The sequence below is a fragment of the Hufsiella ginkgonis genome (assembly GCF_009834915.1).
Lineage (GTDB): Bacteria > Bacteroidota > Bacteroidia > Sphingobacteriales > Sphingobacteriaceae > Hufsiella > Hufsiella ginkgonis.
The window spans coordinates 127,559-146,522 of record NZ_WVHS01000003.1; the positions used below are offsets into that span (position 1 = coordinate 127,559).

Sequence of the window (18,964 nt, forward strand, 5' to 3'; positions counted from 1 at the left end):
GGTTTGAATACTTCGGCCACCCCGATCCAGGTTTTTTCGTACCGGTCCAGCTAGCTTGCGGCCACATCGGCCCGTACGCCGCCGTCTATGTCGATAGCAATAGGTTGATTTTTGGACATTCCCTGTAATATTAAGGATGGGCTTGAATTCCGGTTGAGGCAAAGTTGCTATTTTTGATCCTGCCAGGCATGTCCTATCGGTCTTATGAAGAAATACTTGTTCCTGCTTTTATGCGTGCCGGGCATTTTTAAAGTGTCCGCGCAGTCGTTCTATGCGAGCTCGGCCTCAGATTATTACTTCCCGGGCGGCGATACCAGGGTATACAGGATCACCAAAACGCCTGCCGGATTTTCTACGGAATTGTTAACTGCCTGCGCAGGACCGGCATATAAGCTGCTCTCCATCGCCATGGATGCGACCGGGCTGTACTGGGTGAATGGCTACCAGGTCGGCAAAGCGGAGATATCTGGTAATTCGTTAGTGAATTGTCGTCAAATAGCGACCGTCCCGGGAGGATCAGCGGCGCTTACCATAGGTACAGATAACAAATTGTATTATTCAGCCGCAATCCTGACGACAACTGACGTGAGCACCGGCCAGACCAGGAATCTTGGTCCGATGACTTACCAGCCTACGGGCGATATGACCTTCTATGAGGGTGAACTGTACATGACCGCAAGAGAAGGCGTGATCAAGATAGATATAAACGACCCCGCTAACAGTACCCTGCACATTCCGCTTCCCGCTTCGCTGAATATGTATGGCATGGTTACGCTGGCTACCTCCCTGCATAAAAATACCGTATATGGTTTGTGCGCCGTATCTGCCACACAAACCGACATTATCGAGCTCGACATAGACAACCGGATAAACAAAGGAGTGGTAGGCTCCCTGCCGATAAATGTACTCGATGCCGCAAGTATCGTAGAAGACGGCAGTATCGTCGGCATTCAGTTGGATAAGGTGAAGATACGCCAGGGTTGCGATGCGGCATCGGGCAGCATAGCCGAGATCTCCCTCAAACCTCACCTCGAGCCGGTAACTTTCACCCTGGATAATGGAACGACCAATACCACTGGAATATTTACAGGACTGGAGCCGGGAACGTATTCCGTGACCATGAAGTCCGCTTCAGACGAACAAACCGCCGCTTTCTCCGTGCAGGGATACATCGCCGACCAGCCAACCGTTAGCTACACCACGCACGATCCGGCATGTGCGGCTAAAGGCGATGTCCGATTCTCCGTCGCGGGGACCAGTTCCGGGTACCAGGTAATGTTCGGCAGCGACGTCTTTCCCGCAGCGCACCTGTTTGAAGGGCTCGGCGCCGGGAAATACCATTTTGTTATCCTCAACGCCGCAGGTTGTATAGTAAAGGAGGCCGACATCGTGTTAAAATACAAGCCCTGTGATGTGGTGATCAGCGACATCAGTACCAGCGCCGAATGCGATATTATAGGTAGAGACGTGTTGCGGGTTAACTGCCCTCCTATACCCGAAACCTATTTATACACACTTACCGGCCAGGCTACCAACACCACCAATAGTACCGGGGTTTTCGGTATGCTTTCCCCGGGGACTTACCAGCTCACCGTAAATACGTCGGGTGGAGGAACGCCGCAAAGCAGGACGATCAGCATGCCCGACTTTAGCCTCACCAAACCCGTAACCCGGGTCTCAATAACGAACCCGTTATGTGAGCTTCCGGGAAAGATAAGCCTGGCGGTAGAAACCGGCGCCGCATTGTATGATATCAGGTTTAATGGTCGCATTTACCCTTCAGACCATGTTTTTAGCGACCTGGAGGCAGGCGATTACCAGTTCGAAGTGCTGAGAAAGAATGGCTGCATCGCCGATAAGATCGATGTTGCGCTGGTCGCCGAACGCTGCAGCCCGGTATCGTTCCCCTCCGCTTTTACGCCTAACGGCGATGGGGTGAACGACCTTTTCCGCGCAAAGCCGGAAAGTACGGCGAGCAATTTCCGGCTGCGGATTTTCGATAAATGGGGTGCGCTGGTATTTTCAACCACTGACCTGCATGGCAATTGGGACGGTAACAATGCTCGTGGCAGGCCCATGCCCGTAAGCACTTACTATTGGATCGCCACGTTCATTTCCCTGGAAAACAAGCAAGTGATACAAAAAGGCGCGGTTACCCTCGTCCGTTGAGCCGCCCGGCAGAGCGATTCCGGATTTTTATCGCCAAATTCGCATAAAATTCCCTGCCATATGAGTAACAACGAAGTCATGAAAAAACTTCGCGTAGCCCTGCAGCTCCGCGACGATGATATCGTAAATATCCTTAAGCTCGCTAATTTTAATATCACCAGAACAGAGTTGAGCGCTTTCTTCCGTGCAGAAGATCACCCGAATTTTAAGCCCTGCGGCGACCAGGTATTGCGTAATTTCCTGAATGGGCTGGTGATCTATAAAAGAGGGCCGAAGCCGTGATTACGCACCGGTCTTTTTGGTAAACAGGCCATTTACCAGGCCGACTACGCCTCCGGTTACCGCGCCCATTACCCCTGCCGCAGGAAGGTCCATTAAGGTGCCCTGGAGCGTGGAGATATTGGTGGTGCCCAGCATCGTGAAATCGTGGCTGGCTGCCATTAGCACGTAAATCACAAAGCCGCCAAGAGCGCCGGCGCCAAAGGTGCGTACACTGCCGTACTTTCCGAAAATAAAGGCCAGGAGAAAACCGCTAAACAAGCTTCCCAGTATCAGCGCCCAAAATAACATGTCGTTATCGGCCCGGTAAACATTGGTCGCGGTGCCAGCGGTGTCCATAAAATACTTCGACAACAGGAAGCCGTAGATCAGGAAACCCATAAAAAAATTGGCGACGCCACCGGCGGTCCCGGAGAGTAGGAATTTTTGAAGACTCATAAAAGTGAATTAAGATTTGGATGGTTAATACAAGATAAACATGTTATACCGTATTTACAAGCCGCTGACAATAAGTTACAATTAAAAAATAGTATCTTTGCGTAAAATACTCTCGTTTAGCAGTGCTTGTAAAGCTGCTATTCCTTTCTAAAGCTCATCTGATACAGGATGAAGAGGATATCATTAACTGCCCCCTGTATATCCCGGTTGTTAGCATTATTAACATAATTACTATATTATTTTGTCATTCGAAGATTTAAATCTTATTGAACCCTTATTGAGGGCGCTTAAGACTGAAGGGTACACCGTACCCACCCCCATCCAGGAAAAGTCCATTCCTGTAGTATTAAATAACAGGGACCTGTTAGGTTGCGCCCAAACCGGTACCGGTAAAACGGCTGCCTTTGCGTTGCCGATCCTGCAGATCCTGAATAAGAACGAGTATGTAAAAACCGGTACCAAAAAGATCGGTGCGCTTATACTTACTCCAACCCGCGAACTGGCGATCCAGATCGGGGAAAGCTTTGCTGCGTATGGCAAGCACACTAAGCTGAAACACCTGGTTATTTTTGGCGGTGTAAGCTCCTTTCACCAGATCAGCGAGCTGCGTCGTGGTACGGATATCCTGGTGGCTACGCCGGGCCGCCTGCTCGACCTTGCTTCACAAGGCGAAATCGATCTTAAAAGTATCCAGATCTTCGTGTTAGACGAAGCCGACCGGATGCTCGATATGGGCTTTATCCACGATGTGAAGAAAGTGATCACCCGTATCCCGGTTAAAAGGCAGACCTTGTTTTTCTCGGCAACTATGCCTGCGGAGATCTCGGCGTTGGCAAACACTATCCTCTCGAACCCGGTAAGGGTAGAAGTCACCCCGGTGTCGTCTACCGCCGAAAAAATCACCCAGTCGGTTTATTTTGTAGATAAACAGAACAAACCGTCGCTGCTGGTTCACTTGTTGCAGGATCCGGCGATGGATAGCGTGCTGGTATTTACCCGTACAAAACATGGTGCGGATAAGCTGGCTAAAGCGCTGGTCCGTCATAATATTACCGGGGATGCCATTCATGGCAATAAATCTCAAAACGCGCGCCAGCGTGCGCTGAGTAACTTCAAGTCGGGACAGATCCGCGTGCTTATTGCTACCGACATCGCTTCGCGCGGTATCGATATCGATGAACTGAAATACGTGGTTAATTTCGAGCTCCCTAACATTCCCGAAACCTATGTACACCGTATCGGCCGTACCGGCAGGGCAGGGTTGAGCGGTACCGCATTTTCATTCTGCGATGCGGAAGAGCGTCCGTACCTCCAGGATATCAATAAATTAACGTCGCAATCGATTAAGATCGTGAGTGATCATCCGTACCCGATGACGACTACCGCTTCAGATGCCGCCGCAGCTTCAAAAAAAGCGGCCCCGGCACAGCGCCAGGGCAGGGCCAGCCAACGCGGAGGAAACGGCATGAGCGGACGTTCGCGCGGTGCGGCTAAACCGGCACAAAGCGGCGAGCAAAAAGCCTCTTCCAACAGAAGATGGAGATAGTGAAGCCATAGTTTTTAAGCATAAGAAGAGAAAGAGGCTGCCAGTACGACAGCCTCTTTTTTATTAAGAAAAACCTGATATTTAAGCCATGAACTACAAATTCGAAAAGCCTGTTCATGGCGAGATTGGCACCGCTAAATACCAGTGTACCATTACCTGGCGAAACGGAAAATTTATTTCGGATGAACCGGCTACCCTGGGAGGATTAGATGAAGGCCCCGATCCCTATACGTTGCTCCTCGCGTCATTAACCTCCTGCACGCTGATCACGCTGCGTATGTACATAAACCGGAAGGGTTGGGAGATCCCGGCGATCGCCGTTAACGCCAACCTGTTCCAGGAAATAAAGGATGGAAAAGCGCGTACCGTGATCGATCGCGAGATTCTTTTTCTTTCGGCTTTGCCGGATGAGCAGAAAATAAGGCTGCAGGAAATTGCCGCTCATTGCCCCATTTCAAAGATACTGGAAAACCAGGTAGTGGTTCGCACCTGCTGTAACGAGCGCAAGATGTGAACAGATCAAGGCATCGCTGCTCCCGAAACCATTTATGATCTGTGAAACGTGCTTTCGGTTTCGTAACCCATCGCCCTTGCGGGGTGCGACGATCCGGCCGCATAGTTCTTTGCTCACCATGGGGTACGGCTCATGATAGCAGTAATCACTTATTGCCGATCAACCCGGCCAGTACGGAAAGCGATATTTCTTCCAGTACGATCCGGGCAGGAAGACCTTGTTCATCGTATTCCCATTTCACCAGGCGGATATAGCCATCGGCGATCTCGATCCCGGTGATGTCGCCATCGTCGAAACAACAGCATCCGGCATTAAAATAAGTAGGACGGTAGGAGGTGAAATCGGGGATGATATCGCCTTTTCTCCAGCGTGACCTGATCTCCCGTTCGAACTCTTGTATTAAGAGCTGATCCCCTGCTTTCTTTGCATCGTTTAGCGATTGATAGAGGCGTTCGAGATGGGTAAGCGACAGGAAAACAGGTTGATGCGTATGACCGGTTACCAGGAGCATGTTTTCCTGCCGGGCGCTCCATTCGTACATCAGGCGATTATGCTCCGTTTTCAGCTCGTCGTTATTGGACGGCGTATTGGGATTGATGCCCAGGTAGGATTGCAGCGGCGCCCATACCATAGAAACGAACCATTTGCTGAACCAGTTGCCGTCGCTCTGCAGATCGCCCTGGTGACCATGCGTTAAAAAGATCTTAAATGGGTTACCCCCGATGTCCGTCTCCAGCAGGGCGCCGGTGTAGATCCTCACCTTTTCACCATAAATACCCAGTAAGGTAATGGCAGCCAAAGGGTCGTTATCCCAAAACAGGTCATGGTTGCCGAAGATTTTAATGAAGCGCTTTTCTTTTAAGAACTGTTTCTCCTTTTCGAACGACAGCGGGTTTTCCCGGGTGACCGATATTACGCCGTTCTTCCAAAGTTCTTCGCTGTCGCCGAGGTTGATATAGCAGTAATTGCCGTTAAAATAGTGGTCGAGCGCGGCCAGGTAGTTGCGCTCGGCCAGCATAAAATCGTCGGCGCCGTTTTTAGCGCCTTTATGCTGATCGGAAAGAATAATAAAACGATCGTTTAAACCGAAATGGAGAATGGGGCCTTTCTTGCCGGGGTCTTTTACAATGCGGTGGAAAAGCCTGGTAAGCGAAGCATGTACCCGCCGTTTAACCGGGCGCGACGAATACCGGTCGGCTAACCGGCGTACCCGGTTGCGCAGCAGCTTTTGCAGGAATCTTCGTATCATTTAGTTCTTCCGGGAAAAGCTGCTGCGGGTTAGGGCATTAGTTCATTTGGACGATCGGTCCGCAACCAATCCTGCTTCCGGAATTGCCGGTGGGCTGTGTTTTCAGATCGTCCACACCCGAATGTACAATAATTGAGCGATTCAGGATATTTGTTTTTTCATCTCCCCCGATGCTCCAGCGGTCACTGGCGATGGTTACTTCGGCTTTGCCGTCTTTATCCAGCTGTATATTGCCGATGTCGCCCGAGTGGAAAGGAGGGACGCCCCATTTGCCATGCGCCTCGTTGGTAGGGTTCCAGTGCCCGTGTGCGCCTTTGCCTGCATCAGAGCAATCGGGATGTTCGTGGAAGTGCACCGCTATCGTCTGGTTAGCCTTTGCCGGGATGGTTAATGACAGGGTCATCTCCACCGTTCCGTCGCCTTTACTGGTAAAATGAGCGGTACCTGTTACCGCGGTATCTGTTTTGGTGGCGGTAATATCGGCGTGTGCCGCGAGCGCCTGGCTGCTTACACTATCTGAATCTACCAGCGCAGTAGAATCTGCATCGCTGTGCGTGTTGGTGGCAGAGTTACAGCCCATACTCGCCAGTGCGATCCCCGCCGAAAATAATAAGGTGTTTATTACGTTGATTTTCATGGTATATTTGTTGGTTAAAGGCTAAACAACTATTCGCATTTTTGGTTTACCCCGAAGAAACTATTCACCTATGGTCTATGTATTAACCTGCTTATGAGGATCGTGCGCCCGAAATGGCTGTTTTGCACGGCAGCCTGTTTTTTATTGTTCCTGACGTCTTACCGTACCAATCCTGCCGGCAGCCAGCGAAAGATCCGCACCATCGTGATCGATGCCGGGCATGGTGGTCGCGACGGCGGGTCAAGTGGTGTCCGCAACAAGGAAAAAGATATCGCGTTAAAAGTGGCGCTTGGCCTGGGGAAAGCGTTAGAAGAGAAAATGCCCGACGTGAAGGTTGTTTATACCCGTACAACCGACGTGTTCATCGACCTTTATGACCGCATCGGGCTTGCCAATCGCATTAAAGCGGATATTTTCATCTCCATACACTGCAATTCCCTTCCACTCAATAAGCCGGGACGTGCGTCATTCCGCGGTGCGGAAACGCTGCTTTCAGGCTCGGGACGACTGGGTGAGCAGGATGTAGCGTTACGCGAAAACGCCTCCCTATTACTTGAAAAAGACTATAAAGAAAACTACGACGGGTTTGATCCACGCGATCCGCAGAGCTATATCATCTTATCATTGATGAAGAATAATTTCCGCAAACAAAGCATTAACCTCGGCGTGCTGATACAGGACCAGTTCCGTCAATCGGGAAGAATAGACCGTGGGGTGCGTGAGCAGAGCCTGGCAGTATTGGCGCGTGCGGGCATGCCGGCGGTACTTTGTGAGATCGGGTACATCAGCTCACCAGAAGAAGAAAACTACATGAGCTCTGAAAGTGGTCAGAAAGAATTAGTCGCCAACCTGTTAAACGGGTTGCAGCAATACAAGATCCAATCCGAGCAATATCGCACGGATTAGATCCTGTATCAGCCGGCTATTTCAAAACCTGCAGCCAGGCTTCAGCCATCAGCTGCGCCCCCGCCAGGCTCGGATGAACGCCATCGGCCGTCCAATAGGTGCCCGGGATCCCGTTTGCCGCGGCCTTGTCAAAGACAGACTGCAGCGGAATGAACGCGGTGCTGAATTCCGCCGAAAGCTTACGTGCCGCTTCCTGGTAGGGAGCCAATGCGGCGGTCCAGGTTTCGTTCACGGCAGTTCCGCCTACTACGGCGAATGGCTCGGCAATGATCAGCTTGATCCCCGGTAATTTTTGTTTGGTACGTTCGAGCAGCGCACGGAAATCATTGATGTATTTTTCCGGCGTGCCCGCAGGATAGTTGCCGTTGCGCATGTGCCAGTAGTCGTTGACCCCGATGAGGATACTCATCACGTTCGGCTTGATATCGAGGCAGTCGGCGTCCCAGCGTTCCGCCAGTTGGTACACTTTATTACCGCTGATCCCTTTGTTGTAAATTTTGAGCCTAAGTTCCGCATGTTTCCTGAGTAGGGCGCCTGCGGTGAGAAACGCATAGCCGCTGCCCAGTGCCGCAGCGTTGTTGAAGTCTTTGGTGGTTTTGTTTCTCCCCGCATCGGTGATGGAGTCGCCCTGGAAAAGATAGGTATCTCCGGGCGCCAGTTTAATCTTGCTGCTTTTTTCGGCGGCAAAAGCTTCCTGCACGATAGCGGGCAGGGAAAGTGCCATCATACCTCCAACCGATGCGGTTTTAAGAAAGTTACGGCGGTTAGTTGAGTGTTCCATTTGGAATGTTGAAAAGTTAGGAGTTTACTATTGATCGTTCTTACAGTTGTTAATTAATATAACGCCGGGTGTTGTTACGACAATATATTCGCAATTTCGGTAAATCCCTTTGCAGCAGCCATATCCGAGGCAAGTTTTCCACCTTCCATGCGTATATCTGTGCTTGCCCCGGCTTCGAGCAGGAGGATGAGGATCTCGATATTCCCGTTGTGGGCGGCAGAATGAAGCGGTGTGGCGCCGGATTGCTGGGTAACGTTTACTTCGGCGCCTGCCTCAAGCAGGATCTTGGTGATGACGTCGTTATTAGAGGCTACCGCCGAATGTATGGGATACACATTAAACCCGTTCCTGGACGCTATGTTCACTTCCGCACCCTTTAGCAGCAGGTAGCGGGCGATATCTTCATGCCCGAAATAACAGGCCAGCCCAAGCGGCGTAAACCCGTCCTGCGAATAAGCGTTGATCTGGCCGGGGTTTTTATAGATGTGGTTGGCTACGCTGTCAAACTTCCCGGAGGCGCTGGCCTCGTGCAGATCGGGATCTTTTACAAAACCCAGGATCACCTTCACCACGGCAGGCTTTTTATAATAGCAGGCAAGCATTAACGGGGAAACTTGCTGGCTGGTGGGTTTAGTCACCAATGCGGGGTTTGAATCCAACAGATCCTTCAGCGCATCGGCATTGCCAGCTTGTATATATTCTTCGACCAGATCCTGGCTCATCGCGTTTTTAATTAATAATCAATAATAATGATTTTATATAAGAATGAATAATGATCGGGACCCAATGCATAATATCTGCCGGCCGGCGGCAAACAAGCCCGTATAAATATCGTTCATTGTTGATTGCCGGTTGTTCATAGACGATAGATCGTCGTATATTTGTTACCTAATCCTACGAAAACGAATGCCTTCAAAAGGAAATCAATTCAGATCAAATAATTTTCGGGATGAGCCACAGCCGAAAACCGGCGGGGAAAAGGTTCAGAAAGAAAAGACAGAAATATTCCCCCGGTTCCAGTTCGATAACGGGCGTGCGGTGAAGATCATTGGCCTGCTTTTCCTGGTGATATCGGTATATTTCCTGGTGTCGTTTACGTCCTACCTGTTCACCTGGGAAGAAGATCAAAGCTACGTGATCGACGCTAACGGCGGCTGGCATAACCTGTTCAGGAATGCGGAGGCGCTGGAAAAAGCAGGTGTTCGCGATATAGCCGTTGAAAACTGGTTGGGCAAGTTCGGGGCGCTGCTCGCGCACCAGTTCATTTATGAATGGTTCGGTGTGGCTTCGTTCATTTTCATCGTCATCTTTTTTATCATCGGCTATCGTTGGTTATTTAAGGTACGGATCGCGTCGATCTCCAAAACATTGGGTTACTCGTTTTTTTTCCTCGTGTTCGCATCGGTTACCATGGGATTTATCCACAGCTTTGTGTCTGATTACCCGCATTTCCTCGAAGGGGAATTTGGCTTCTGGACAAACAGGTTGCTGCAGGCAGAGATCGGCAACGCAGGAATTGCGGGTCTATTGGTATTCCTGGGGCTTTCGATCCTGATCATCGCTTATAATATAGATTTTAAGCTCCCTGAGAAGAAGCGGGAGGTGAAGGTACAACCGGAGATAAGCGATGAAGAGATCGAACTGTTAAATGAGATCCGCTCGGAGCCGGTAGAATTCCCGTTGCCGGGACGTGTAAACATACGCGAAACCCGGGAAAAGCCTGCCAGCCTGCAGCAGCAGGAGCGCCTGGCGCCGCCGGTGGTGATCGAAGAGGAGGATTTTAAAGAACAGGTGCTGCGGCCAAATAAGACCTTTGCGGCAGGCGACATCACACTCGAGAATGTGCTGCGTCCCGAACCGGAGCCGGAACCGGAACCCGAGGTAGAGATGACGGTCGAAAGGCCGCGCGATGAGAAAACAACCGTAGAAAAAACGGCGGACAGCCTGGTAGAACGGTTCGGGGAATACGATCCCAAGCTGGACCTTTCGGGGTATAAGTACCCGCCGCTGGACCTCCTCGAAAATTACGGATCCAATAAGATCGCCGTAAATACCGAAGAGCTGGAGGCCAATAAGAACAAGATCGTTGAAACCCTGAACCACTACAACATCGAGATCGATAAGATCAAGGCTACTATAGGACCGACCGTGACGTTGTACGAGATCATCCCTGCGCCCGGTATCCGTATCTCCAAGATCAAAAACCTGGAAGATGATATCGCACTGAGCCTGGCGGCGCTCGGGATCAGGATCATTGCGCCGATGCCCGGGAAGGGAACCATCGGCATAGAGGTGCCTAACCTGCACCCGGAGATGGTGTCGATGCGCTCGGTGCTTGCCACAGAAAAGTTCCAGAACACCACCATGGACCTGCCCATCGCGCTCGGGAAGACGATCTCGAACGAGATCTTTATTGCCGACCTGGCGAAAATGCCTCACTTGCTGGTTGCGGGGGCTACCGGGCAGGGAAAATCGGTTGGGATCAACTCTATTCTCGTTTCGCTGCTCTATAAACTTCACCCGGCCCAGCTGAAATTCGTGCTGGTGGACCCTAAGAAGGTGGAGCTTACGCTGTTTCGTAAGATCGAGCGGCATTTCCTGGCAAAGCTTCCCGGGGAAGAAGATGCTATTATCACAGATACTAAGAAGGTGGTTAATACGTTAAATTCACTCTGTGTAGAGATGGATTTGCGGTACGATCTGCTGAAGAACGCACAGGTAAGAAACTTGCGGGAATATAATTCCAAATTTATCGGCCGTAGGCTGAACCCGGAAGAGGGGCACCGTTTCCTGCCGTTTATCGTGCTGATCATCGACGAATTTGCCGACCTGATGATGACAGCCGGTAAAGAAGTAGAAGCGCCGATCGCCCGTATTGCCCAGTTGGCACGCGCGGTGGGTATTCACCTGGTGATCGCTACACAGCGGCCCTCCGTGAATATCATTACCGGCACCATTAAGGCGAACTTCCCGGCGAGGCTGGCATTCAGGGTATTGTCTAAGATCGACTCGAGGACGATCCTCGATTCGGGTGGCGCCGACCAGCTGATCGGGCGCGGAGACATGCTGCTTTCAACAGGAAGCGAGCTGATCAGGCTCCAGTGCGCGTTCGTGGATACACCGGAAGTAGAGCGAATCGCCGACTACATCGGGGCACAGCGGGGGTACCCTTCGGCGTGGATGCTGCCCGAGTATTTTGACGAAAACAGCGAATCGGGCACCAAAGAGTTCGATCCCGACGATAAGGACCCGCTGTTCGAGGACGCCGCAAAGCTGATCGTGATGCACCAGCAGGGATCTACCTCGCTCATCCAGCGCAAGCTAAAGCTCGGCTACAACCGCGCGGGCAGGATTATCGACCAGCTGGAAGCCGCCGGGGTAGTAGGGCCGTTTGAGGGCAGTAAGGCGCGTGAAGTGCTGATTCCTGATGATTACGCCCTGCAGCAGTTTTTAGACAACATGAATAATGGATAGTATGATAAGGAGAAAAGTGATCCCGGGAATGATGTTCCTGCTGTATATGGTTTCGCCGGCGATGGCGCAAGACCCGGCTGCGAAAAAGATCCTGGCGGAAGTAAGCCGGATCTACCGCACGTACGACGTTATTAAAACAGATTTCAGCTACACCGTCGAGAATCCGCAGGAGAAGACGAAGCAAACAGAGGCGGGAACGTTATACGTTAAATCGAAAACGAATAAGTATAAGGTGCAGCTGAAGGAACAGGAGATGGTGAGCGATGGCAAAACACGGTGGACCTATCTTAAAGAGGACAAGGAAATACAGATCGGCGAGGCCGACAATACAGACGCGATGAACCCGGCCAGGATCTTTATTATCTACGAAACCGGGTTTAAATACGTGTATTCGGGCGAAACTAAGTCGAACGGCCGCGTATACCAAACCGTAGATCTTACACCGGTGGATACAAAGCGTTCATATTTTAAGATCAGGCTTAGCATTGATAAGGTGCTAAAACAGGTGCGCGGGGCAACGATCTTTGATAAAAACGGTAATAAGTATACCTACGCAATTAAAACATTCACCCCGAATGTTAAAGTGCCCGAAAGTACATTTACGTTCGACGTGAAAAAGTATCCGGGCGTGGAAGTGGTAGACCTGAGATAGCTCCGGTATTTTCATTAATTTCGCTGATATGTCTGTTACTTATACCCAGCACACCCTTGATAAGCTCGAGGAACTATTTAAGCAGTTGGGGTTTAAGGTGCGCTATGAGCGTGGTAACTTCAGAACGGGCGCCTGCATGCTCGAAAGCAGCCAGATCGTGGTGGTGAACAAATTCTCGAACGTTGAAAGCCGCATCAACTCCCTGATCGAGTTGCTGCAGCAACTGTCCGTTGCGGAAGAGATACTCGATGAAAAACACAAACAGTTCCTGTATAGCCTGAAGCAGACAGAATTAAAATTATAGCGCCGGAATAACTACATGAAAGTCACTTTTTTAGGAACAGGAACATCCCAGGGCGTGCCGGTAATTGCCTGCGAATGCGAGGTTTGTATGTCGCCTGATCCGCATAATAAGCGGCTGAGGGTGTCGGTCCTGGTAGAAGTGGACGGGAAGAATATCGTGATAGATTCTGGTCCCGATTTCAGGTACCAGATGCTGCGCCAGGGCGTAAAGCACCTGGAAGGTATCATGATCACGCATGAGCATAAGGACCATATCGCAGGCCTGGACGATATCCGCGCTTTTAACTATAAGCAGCAATCGGCGTTGGATGTATACGCTACAGAACGGGTGCAGCGCATGCTCCGCAACGAATTTCATTACGCTTTTGCCGAAAGTAAATACCCCGGGATCCCGCTGATAAACCTGGTGGAGATCTCCAACGAGCCATTCACGGTGGCGGGCATCCGGGTCATTCCCATTGAGGTAATGCATCACAAACTGCCGGTATCGGGTTTTCGTTTTGGCGATTTTACCTATATCACCGATGCCAAAACGGTTTCGGAAAGCGAGCGGGAGAAGATCAAAGGCTCACAGGTGCTGGTGGTTAATGCTTTGCAGCACGACTTTCATATCTCGCATTTTACGTTCCGGGAAGCGATCGAATTTGCGCAATCTACCGGGGTGCCTTCGGTTTATTTTACGCATATAAGCCATAAGCTGGGTAAGCACGACGAGGTGTCGGCCATGCTTCCTGCAGGAATTCGACTGGCTTATGACGGCTTGCAGATTGATTTATAATGGATTAGTATTTTTTTCAAATTACATTCTGAAATTTCGAATACTACTTCTATATTTGCAATCCCTTGAGCCCGGGTGGCGAAATTGGTAGACGCACCATCTTGAGGGGGTGGCGCCTTACGGGTGTAGCGGTTCGAATCCGCTTCCGGGCACAAAAACAACACTGGCACAAACCGGTAAAAGATAATACTACTTGCTCAACGCCCGGATGGCGAAATTGGTAAACGTTGCGGTCTCAGAAGCCGTTGGGAATTGTCCCTTGAGAGTTCGAGTCTCTCTTCGGGCACGTAGTTAAGGAACCGCTCCTTTTGGAGCGGTTTTTTTTGTTTCCATTCCTTCCTACCCTTAGGCGATCAAGGAGGATCAAGCTTAAAAGTTTGGGAGCTTTCAGCTATCAGCGATCAGCTTTGATTACACTGTCAAACCTGGAATACTACCCAGGAGGAGCTCAACGTCAATTACTTATCTTATAAGGTATACTTACGGGCTGAATGCTGATAGCTGACAGCCAAATATCCTCCCTGGGAGAAAGTGCCGAAGGCTGAGGGGTACTAATTACCCTGTGACCGGCAGAGCAAGGAGGAGATTACATCCCTGTCTACTACCCGGATTTTATCGATTGATCCCTGATTTGGCTAAATTCTTGCAAGTGTTAAGCTAAAAGCATTTTTATGAAACTGGCACTAGCATCCGTCCTGGCATTTTTTTTATATGTTCAGTATCCGCCGATAGAGAGCGACTCTGTCCTGGGATCCTGGGAGCACTCCTCGGGCGCAGGCCATATCCAGATCTTTAAACGCGGAGACAAGTACTTTGGAAAAGTGATCTGGCTGAAGGAGCCGCTAAAAGACGGGAAACCGCGCCTGGACTGGCATAATCCCGATACACAGCTGCAAAACAGGCCAATATTGGGGCTCGAGATCCTGCGCGACTTTAAATATGACCGCGACGGCTTATGGGACGACGGCACCATCTATGATCCCAAAAGCGGCAAAACCTATCGTTGCAAAATGATGATGGATAGCAGCGATAAACTTGAGATTCGTGGCTATAAGGGCGTATCTTTACTGGGAAAAACAGAAGTATGGATCCGCGTCGATTAATAAAAATAGTTCTTTCCCTGTTACTACTGTCGGTTTTTGTGGACGCTGGCGCACAAACCATCGCACTGCATCCCGCAGGTAAAAGCGCAAGTTTAAGGGGGTTATCTGTAGTGGATAACCACACTGCCTGGGTGAGCGGCTCCAATGGTTGGTTTGCACGCACAACAGATGGCGGCGTTACCTGGAAATGGAAGCAACTTGAAAAGTACACCAAACTTGATTTCAGGGATATCGAGGCTTTTTCGGATAAGGTGGCAGTGATGGTGAACGCAGGATCGCCGGCTGTGATCGTTCGCACCGGTGACGGCGGAGAAACCTGGACCGAAGTATACCGAAACGATGCGCCCGGGATCTTCCTCGATGGGATCGATTTTTGGGATAATAAGAGAGGCATCATTTTCGGCGACCCCATCCTGGGACAAATGCAGCTCCTGAAGACTGTTGACGGCGGGAAGAACTGGGAGAACATCACCCCGAACCTTAAAGTTCTCCTGGTAGAAGGAGAGGCCAGTTTCGCAGCCAGCGGAACCACCATCAGGGCCATGAAGGGCGGCCATACCTGGGTAGCAACCGGCGGCAAGCGCTCACGCATCTTTTACTCCCCTGACTATGGGAAGAACTGGCAGGCTTTTGATTGCCCGGTGATCCAGGGTCCGGAGTCGGCAGGGCCTTTTTCTATCGCATTCCTCGATAAAAACATTGGCATAGCTGCCGGTGGAGATTATAAAAGAGATACGTTACGGCAGGACAACCTGGTGCTTACCCGCGATGGCGGTAAAACCTGGCAAAAACCTGCTTCCGGGCCGCTTGGCTATCGTTCGGCCGTTGAGTATCTATCCAAAAACGTATTGGTTGCTACAGGCACTTCGGGCACGGATATTTCTACGGACGGCGGAATCACCTGGAGAAATATTTCTAAAGAAGCCTTTAATTCAGCGCGAAGGGCAAAGAAGGGTACCTGGGTGGTGCTGGCAGGTTCGCGCGGAAAGACGGCCACCCTGAAAATGGACTAGGTGTATTTACGGATTTAATAGTTATTGAAAGCAACTTTATCTTGCTTCTGTTGTTAGAAGAGGAATGAAGGACGTTTTTCTTTTAGCCAGGGACCCTGAAAACGAGTGCAGAGACATGATCTACCACCGTGGGAGTAACCTGCGGATGCGTGTCTATTGTCTTGGCGAGGAACAATACCAGTCGAACCCCGACGAGCTGCAGTTTTATGCCGATAACAATGGCGAGCTGCTCGCGTTCGAAACCTGGCATTATGATATGGACGATCCGGGATTGATCATCGAGGCGATACGCTGGTATGCACGTTACATCAAGAATCCAGGGATGGAGATCCTCGCCGACGATCCCCGGGCAGGCCACAACAATTCCAATTACGGGTAGTCCTACACGGAGGCTGCTTGCTCCAGCTTCAATATGAAGCTTTTTAACCAGGTACTGCGGTTAACCGCGAAGTGAAACAAAGCGATCCCCACAGCAGCACAGGTAATGCCCGAAAGTACGTCGAGCACGTAATGGTGACTGGTATAAACTGCCGCAAACCAGATCCCCACGGTAACCATGGCGAATAATACATTTACAAACCCCAGTTTATTCTTAACTCCGTAATAAAGAACAATGAGCGGGTAAGCCGAGTGCAGCGAAGGCATGGCAGCGAACACGTTCGAGCTCTTTTCATAGATGGACTTGAACACGGTGATGCCGAAGAACACGTCGAAACGGGCGAGCCCCGCAGTATTGCCCTTTGTAGCGGCATCGAATACAAACCCGTGGTATTGTACATACCAGGGCGGCGCCGCCGGATGAGAATAATAAACTATGAATCCCAGCAGGTTTACTAGCAGGAAGGTAAGAGCAAAGTGGAAGAACTGCGTACGTTTTTTGAAGAACAGGAATGCGCCCGTTAGCAAAGGCACCGGGATCCAGCAGAGGTAAAAAATGCCGCTGAGCACATCCAGGAAAGTGTTCTTATGTAAAAACAGGAATTCGTTGGGGGTAAATAGCTTTCCACCGCTGTGAATGCCAAAAAGAAGCTTCTCCAGTTCATAAATATGTAGGATATCTACGTCATGGTACCGGTAATTAGGGAACGCTTTCATGTAATCGAAAATGATCCAGTAAACAATAAAGATGGAGAAACCGGTAACAAAATTCCGCGTTACGCCCGAAACCAGGAACAGGAAATTGAACAGCACAACCAGCGTTAATTGCTCTGGCCGGTAACCGATTACGAGGTATGAAAGCAGCATATACGCCGCGGACAGGGAAAGGGAGAGATAAACGTGTTTACGGGTAAGCGTAAATCGTTGGCTAACAGGAACTAAAGACACGTTATTTTTTAATAAAATCCGAGCGGAAGATCTTATCCCAGAAATCTGAAGTTACGCCATAGCCTTTGGTATCATCTGAATAATGATGGAGCATGTGGTGCTTTTTTAGCTTTTTCCAGAACCCGCTTTTAAAAGTGGCATGATGCAGCGCATAATGCACCATATCATAGATCAGGTAGCCGGTAATAAAGCCGCAGAACAGCGGAAACGCCATATTCCCGAGGATCACATAAAACAGCAGGAAGAACAGCGATGCGAGCGGCAAACTGGCTGAAGGAGGCATCACAAGGCGCCCCGCATCATTCGGGAAATCATGATGTACGCCGTGAAAAATAAAATGGATCCGTTTAGCCCAATCAGACGTCGGGTGGAAATGGAACACAAAACGGTGAAGAAAGTATTCGATAAAGCTCCAGACGGCGAAGCCTGCAGTTACATAAGCGGAAAAGGTAAGCGCACTCAGGTTAAGAGAGAAAAGCGATTTCCAGATAAACCAGATGATCACCGGGATATAAACGATCAGCGGAACGTAAAAAGGGACTTTGGAAAGGCTTTCCATAAACCCGCTCTTAAACATTCTCACTGATTCAGAGGAATTTGATATATAAGTTTTCTTCATGAAGCAAATATGTTACTGCTTATTGTTGTGATTCTTTTGCTTCCAGGGCTTTTTTTGCATCAAGCAAACGTCTAAGCGCCGTCAGATTGGTCAATATAGCCATAATTGCAATAGGAATGGTGAATATTGACATAGTTTCGAACACATGAAACTTAATTCCGGGTACAAACAGTTTATAATCTCCGCCTATATACAAAGAAACGATCCCGCACGCCCAGGCCGAGGTTCCCAACACTACTACACGTTCCGGGCGCTGCATTACACCCCCTTTCAGTTCTATTCCCAATCCTTCGGCGCGTGCCCTGGTATAGCTCACCATCATGGAGCCGATCAGCGCGATAAACGCGAAAAGCGAGCTCAAAAAATAATGATGTGCGATGAGGTAATAACAAACACCCAGGAAAAGGATCAGTTCACTATAACGATCCAGCACCGAGTCAAATAACGCTCCGAACGCCGATTTCATATTGCCAAGGCGTGCAACCTGCCCGTCGAGCATATCGAATAACCCGGCTATGAGTACCAGGAACCCGGCCCAGCCTACAAACCGCAGGTCGCCCCGGTTGCCTTCTTCGGCGCCGAAAACAAAGATAAAGGCCACACCCACATTTAGCAGCAACCCTATGAAAGTTACTGCGTTAGGAGTGAGTCCCAGCCTTATCAGAAGCATAACAAAGGGATCGATGATCTTGTAGATTCCCAATTGCAATTTGGTTCGCAATGGAATATTTGCCATACTCATTTGTACTTAATATTTATGTGCTGCGATATTTCTTCTTCTTCTTCTTCTTCCTGCTCTTCTTCACTGCTCTTAAAAACGAAACTGTTTTGTAAAAGATAGTTATAAAAGAACCCGATGATCAATGACACGACGATCTTGCTGATCGGAAATTTTACATGACCGTAATTTGTCATCAAAAAAACGCCGCCGGTATTTAATACCAGGTTACCAACCCAAACCAGTACATACCGCAGGAACTGGGTATGTACTGTATGGTTTTTTTCATTGAATACCCAGGTACGTCCCAGGTAAAAGTTTGTGATCCCTCCCGAAATATTGCCGCTGATATTTGCCGTGATAACGGAAACCCCGAATACCCCGTGAAACAGCATCGACACCAGGAAGTCGACTATAGTCGCTGCGAACGCAGCCAGTTGTGATCTTAAAAACTTCATT

21 protein-coding genes and 2 tRNA genes are annotated in these 18,964 nt (G+C 49.9%); 14 read left to right on the forward strand and 9 right to left on the reverse strand.

Annotation, left to right across the window (positions count from 1 at the left end):
- Window positions 1-204: 204 nt before the first annotated feature.
- Both GS398_RS12965 and GS398_RS12970 read left to right on the forward strand, forming a co-directional pair.
- Window positions 205-2,169 (forward strand): T9SS type B sorting domain-containing protein, encoded by a 1,965-nt coding sequence (locus GS398_RS12965; RefSeq protein WP_160907234.1) that lies wholly within the window; start codon window positions 205-207, stop codon window positions 2,167-2,169.
- 78 nt (window positions 2,170-2,247) lie between these two features.
- A complete protein-coding gene (locus tag GS398_RS12970) occupies window positions 2,248-2,451 on the forward strand; it encodes a DUF1456 family protein (protein WP_237488185.1) in 204 nt (67 codons plus the stop codon).
- On the opposite strand, the gene GS398_RS12975 is transcribed toward GS398_RS12970, so the two are convergent.
- Window positions 2,452-2,886, reverse strand: a complete 435-nt coding sequence (locus GS398_RS12975) for a hypothetical protein (RefSeq protein ID WP_160907236.1) — start codon at window positions 2,884-2,886, stop codon at window positions 2,452-2,454.
- A 241-nt stretch (window positions 2,887-3,127) separates the two neighbouring features.
- Between GS398_RS12975 and GS398_RS12980 the strand changes: the two genes are divergently transcribed.
- Window positions 3,128-4,432 (forward strand): DEAD/DEAH box helicase, encoded by a 1,305-nt coding sequence (locus GS398_RS12980; protein WP_160907237.1) that lies wholly within the window; start codon window positions 3,128-3,130, stop codon window positions 4,430-4,432.
- Between the two features lie 88 nt (window positions 4,433-4,520).
- On the forward strand, window positions 4,521-4,946 hold the full coding sequence (locus tag GS398_RS12985) for an OsmC family protein (RefSeq protein WP_160907238.1): 426 nt from the start codon (window positions 4,521-4,523) through the stop codon (window positions 4,944-4,946).
- A 145-nt stretch (window positions 4,947-5,091) separates the two neighbouring features.
- On the opposite strand, the gene GS398_RS12990 is transcribed toward GS398_RS12985, so the two are convergent.
- Together GS398_RS12990 and GS398_RS12995 are read right to left on the reverse strand one after the other, a co-directional pair.
- On the reverse strand, window positions 5,092-6,195 hold the full coding sequence (locus GS398_RS12990) for a metallophosphoesterase (protein WP_202406059.1): 1,104 nt from the start codon (window positions 6,193-6,195) through the stop codon (window positions 5,092-5,094).
- 37 nt (window positions 6,196-6,232) lie between these two features.
- Window positions 6,233-6,832 carry a superoxide dismutase family protein gene (locus GS398_RS12995; protein WP_160907239.1) on the reverse strand — a complete coding sequence of 200 codons (600 nt, stop codon included), beginning with the start codon at window positions 6,830-6,832 and terminating at the stop codon, window positions 6,233-6,235.
- 93 nt (window positions 6,833-6,925) lie between these two features.
- Here GS398_RS12995 and GS398_RS13000 point away from each other — a divergent pair, with 93 nt between their 5' ends.
- The gene (locus GS398_RS13000) at window positions 6,926-7,738 is read left to right on the forward strand and encodes an N-acetylmuramoyl-L-alanine amidase family protein (protein ID WP_160907240.1); all 813 of its coding nucleotides are present in this window, start codon (window positions 6,926-6,928) and stop codon (window positions 7,736-7,738) included.
- Window positions 7,739-7,754: 16 nt separating this feature from the next.
- On the opposite strand, the gene GS398_RS13005 is transcribed toward GS398_RS13000, so the two are convergent.
- Window positions 7,755-8,519: an SGNH/GDSL hydrolase family protein gene (locus GS398_RS13005; protein WP_160907241.1), complete on the reverse strand. Its 765-nt coding sequence runs from the start codon at window positions 8,517-8,519 to the stop codon at window positions 7,755-7,757.
- Window positions 8,520-8,593: 74 nt separating this feature from the next.
- Entirely contained in the window at window positions 8,594-9,241 is a 648-nt protein-coding gene (locus GS398_RS13010; RefSeq protein ID WP_160907242.1) for an ankyrin repeat domain-containing protein, read from the reverse strand.
- 184 nt (window positions 9,242-9,425) lie between these two features.
- Here GS398_RS13010 and GS398_RS13015 point away from each other — a divergent pair, with 184 nt between their 5' ends.
- From GS398_RS13015 to GS398_RS13055, 9 genes are all read left to right on the forward strand, one after another.
- Window positions 9,426-11,993, forward strand: coding sequence for an FtsK/SpoIIIE family DNA translocase (locus tag GS398_RS13015; protein WP_160907243.1), 2,568 nt, complete (start codon window positions 9,426-9,428; stop codon window positions 11,991-11,993).
- Between the two features lies 1 nt (window position 11,994).
- On the forward strand, window positions 11,995-12,645 hold the full coding sequence (gene lolA1 / locus GS398_RS13020; protein WP_160907244.1) for an outer membrane lipoprotein periplasmic chaperone LolA1: 651 nt from the start codon (window positions 11,995-11,997) through the stop codon (window positions 12,643-12,645).
- Window positions 12,646-12,673: 28 nt separating this feature from the next.
- Window positions 12,674-12,949: a hypothetical protein gene (locus tag GS398_RS13025; RefSeq protein WP_160907245.1), complete on the forward strand. Its 276-nt coding sequence runs from the start codon at window positions 12,674-12,676 to the stop codon at window positions 12,947-12,949.
- Between the two features lie 15 nt (window positions 12,950-12,964).
- Window positions 12,965-13,726: an MBL fold metallo-hydrolase gene (locus GS398_RS13030; RefSeq protein WP_160907246.1), complete on the forward strand. Its 762-nt coding sequence runs from the start codon at window positions 12,965-12,967 to the stop codon at window positions 13,724-13,726.
- Window positions 13,727-13,795: 69 nt separating this feature from the next.
- A tRNA-Leu gene (locus tag GS398_RS13035) sits at window positions 13,796-13,878 on the forward strand.
- 50 nt (window positions 13,879-13,928) lie between these two features.
- Window positions 13,929-14,012 (forward strand) — tRNA-Leu (locus tag GS398_RS13040).
- Between the two features lie 385 nt (window positions 14,013-14,397).
- The gene (locus tag GS398_RS13045; protein WP_160907247.1) at window positions 14,398-14,829 is read left to right on the forward strand and encodes a DUF2147 domain-containing protein; all 432 of its coding nucleotides are present in this window, start codon (window positions 14,398-14,400) and stop codon (window positions 14,827-14,829) included.
- Window positions 14,811-15,842 carry a WD40/YVTN/BNR-like repeat-containing protein gene (locus tag GS398_RS13050; protein ID WP_160907248.1) on the forward strand — a complete coding sequence of 344 codons (1,032 nt, stop codon included), beginning with the start codon at window positions 14,811-14,813 and terminating at the stop codon, window positions 15,840-15,842. The genes GS398_RS13045 and GS398_RS13050 overlap by 19 nt, the downstream gene beginning before the upstream one ends.
- Before the next feature lie 115 nt (window positions 15,843-15,957).
- Window positions 15,958-16,221 (forward strand): hypothetical protein, encoded by a 264-nt coding sequence (locus tag GS398_RS13055; protein WP_160907249.1) that lies wholly within the window; start codon window positions 15,958-15,960, stop codon window positions 16,219-16,221.
- 2 nt (window positions 16,222-16,223) lie between these two features.
- Here the strand turns inward: GS398_RS13055 and GS398_RS13060 are convergent, their stop codons facing one another.
- From GS398_RS13060 to GS398_RS13075, 4 genes are all read right to left on the reverse strand, one after another.
- A complete protein-coding gene (locus GS398_RS13060) occupies window positions 16,224-17,168 on the reverse strand; it encodes a phosphatase PAP2 family protein (RefSeq protein WP_369410261.1) in 945 nt (314 codons plus the stop codon).
- Window position 17,169: 1 nt separating this feature from the next.
- Window positions 17,170-17,727 (reverse strand): sterol desaturase family protein, encoded by a 558-nt coding sequence (locus tag GS398_RS13065; protein WP_237488186.1) that lies wholly within the window; start codon window positions 17,725-17,727, stop codon window positions 17,170-17,172.
- Between the two features lie 79 nt (window positions 17,728-17,806).
- Window positions 17,807-18,529 carry a CDP-alcohol phosphatidyltransferase family protein gene (locus GS398_RS13070; RefSeq protein WP_500784538.1) on the reverse strand — a complete coding sequence of 241 codons (723 nt, stop codon included), beginning with the start codon at window positions 18,527-18,529 and terminating at the stop codon, window positions 17,807-17,809.
- Window positions 18,526-18,963 (reverse strand): GtrA family protein, encoded by a 438-nt coding sequence (locus GS398_RS13075; RefSeq protein WP_160907252.1) that lies wholly within the window; start codon window positions 18,961-18,963, stop codon window positions 18,526-18,528. The genes GS398_RS13070 and GS398_RS13075 overlap by 4 nt, the downstream gene beginning before the upstream one ends.
- Between the last annotated feature and the right edge of the window lies 1 nt (window position 18,964).